Raw genomic sequence first — 1489 nt, forward strand, 5'->3', positions numbered from 1 at the left:
GCATACTGGCCGCCTGCGCTTACAATCTGCGCACCATGATTGGCGTCCTCTATCCACCCGATGAGAGGCGGACATGAGGGAGGAGTGCGTCCACAATCCGGCAGGATGGCTGCCTAAACCGACAAAGGCCCCGCAAGGGCCGCGGAAAACCGCTCTGCCGGCCTTCAAAAAGGCCCTCACTGACCACCGAAATCCACTTCGCTCCCCGTGCAAAGCCCTCCTTGTGGGAGAAGGTGGCCGCGAAGCGGCCGGATGAGGGGTGTTCCAGCTTGGCACCAACAGCGCTCCGGCCAGCACCCCTCAACCGTCTTGGCGCTGCGCGCCAATCCACCTTCTCCCCCAGGGGGAGAAGGAAGAAGAGGCGCGGCCAAAACCTCTTAGAATTCTATGCCTTGTTGCGCCTTCACGCCGGCGGAAAAGTGATGCTTGGTCACGCCCATCTCAGTGACCAGATCGGCCGCCTCGACCAGCGCCGGCTTGGCGTTGCGGCCCGTGACGACGACATGCAGGTTTTCGCGACGCCCTTTCAGCGCCGCTACCACCTTGTCCAGATCGAGATAGTCGTAGCGCAGCGCGATGTTCAGCTCGTCGAGCACCATAAGGCTGATCGACGGATCGGCCATCAGCTCGAGCACCTTGGCCCAGGCGGCTTCGGCGGCAGCGATGTCGCGCTTCAGATCTTGGGTCTCCCAGGTGAAACCCTCGCCCATCGTGTGCCAGACGACGCGGTCGCCGAAAGCGGCAAAAGCGTCTTTCTCGCCAGTGTGCCATTTGCCCTTGATGAACTGGACGACGCCGACGCGCTTGCCATAGCCGAGCATCCTCAGCGCCAGTCCGAAGGCAGCAGTGGTCTTGCCTTTGCCGGGCCCGGTGTTGACGATCAGCAGCCCCTTCTCGACCGTCTTTGCCGCGACCTCGGCGTCCTGCACTGCCTTGCGCTTGGCCATCTTGGCGCGGTGGCGTTCCTCGTCCTTGGGTTCGATAGTATCAGCCATGTCATTTCACCCTAAGCGGCAGTCCCGCCACCATCAGCAGCACCGTGCCGGCGACGGCCGCGACCTGCTGGTTGAGCCGGCCGGCGGCGTCGCGAAACCGGCGGGCGAGCGCATTGTCGGGCACGATGCCTTGCCCGACCTCGTTGGAGACCACGAGCCATGGCCCGCGCGGTCGCGACAACACATCGGCCAGCCCCCGGCATTCAGCCTCAATGTCATGTTCGGCCAGCATATGGTTGGTCAGCCACAGCGTCAGGCAGTCGATCAGGACAGGCCGGCCGTCAGGCAGGGCCTCGATCGCGCCGACGAGATCGAGCGGCGCATCGATGGTCGTCCAGCCCTCGCCGCGCCGCGATCGGTGCAGCGCGATGCGCTCGCGCATCTCGTCGTCATAGGCTTGCGCCGTGGCGATGTAGGCCCACGGCGCCGGACAGGCCGTCACCAATCTTTCGGCATCGGCGCTCTTGCCCGCGCGCGCCCCCCCCATGACCCGG

Annotated in this window: 2 protein-coding genes; both read right to left on the minus strand. The window is 64.9% G+C overall.

Annotated elements, in window-relative coordinates:
* Window positions 1-377 precede the first annotated feature (377 nt).
* On the minus strand, window positions 378-995 hold the full coding sequence (gene cobO, locus EN885_RS32945; protein ID WP_128244020.1) for a cob(I)yrinic acid a,c-diamide adenosyltransferase: 618 nt from the start codon (window positions 993-995) through the stop codon (window positions 378-380).
* Between the two features lies 1 nt (window position 996).
* On the minus strand, window positions 997-1482 hold the full coding sequence (gene cobU / locus EN885_RS32950; RefSeq protein WP_128335257.1) for a bifunctional adenosylcobinamide kinase/adenosylcobinamide-phosphate guanylyltransferase: 486 nt from the start codon (window positions 1480-1482) through the stop codon (window positions 997-999).
* Window positions 1483-1489: the final 7 nt, after the last annotated feature.

The organism is Mesorhizobium sp. M6A.T.Cr.TU.014.01.1.1 (genome assembly GCF_004022765.1).
In the GTDB taxonomy this organism is placed as follows: domain Bacteria; phylum Pseudomonadota; class Alphaproteobacteria; order Rhizobiales; family Rhizobiaceae; genus Mesorhizobium; species Mesorhizobium mediterraneum.

Bases quoted from the DNA above. Each gene is read 5' to 3' on its own strand.
- cobO (WP_128244020.1), bottom strand. From the start codon at position 995: ATGGCTGATACTATCGAACCCAAGGACGAGGAACGCCACCGCGCCAAG.
- cobU (WP_128335257.1), bottom strand. From the start codon at position 1,482: ATGGGGGGGGCGCGCGCGGGCAAGAGCGCCGATGCCGAAAGATTGGTG.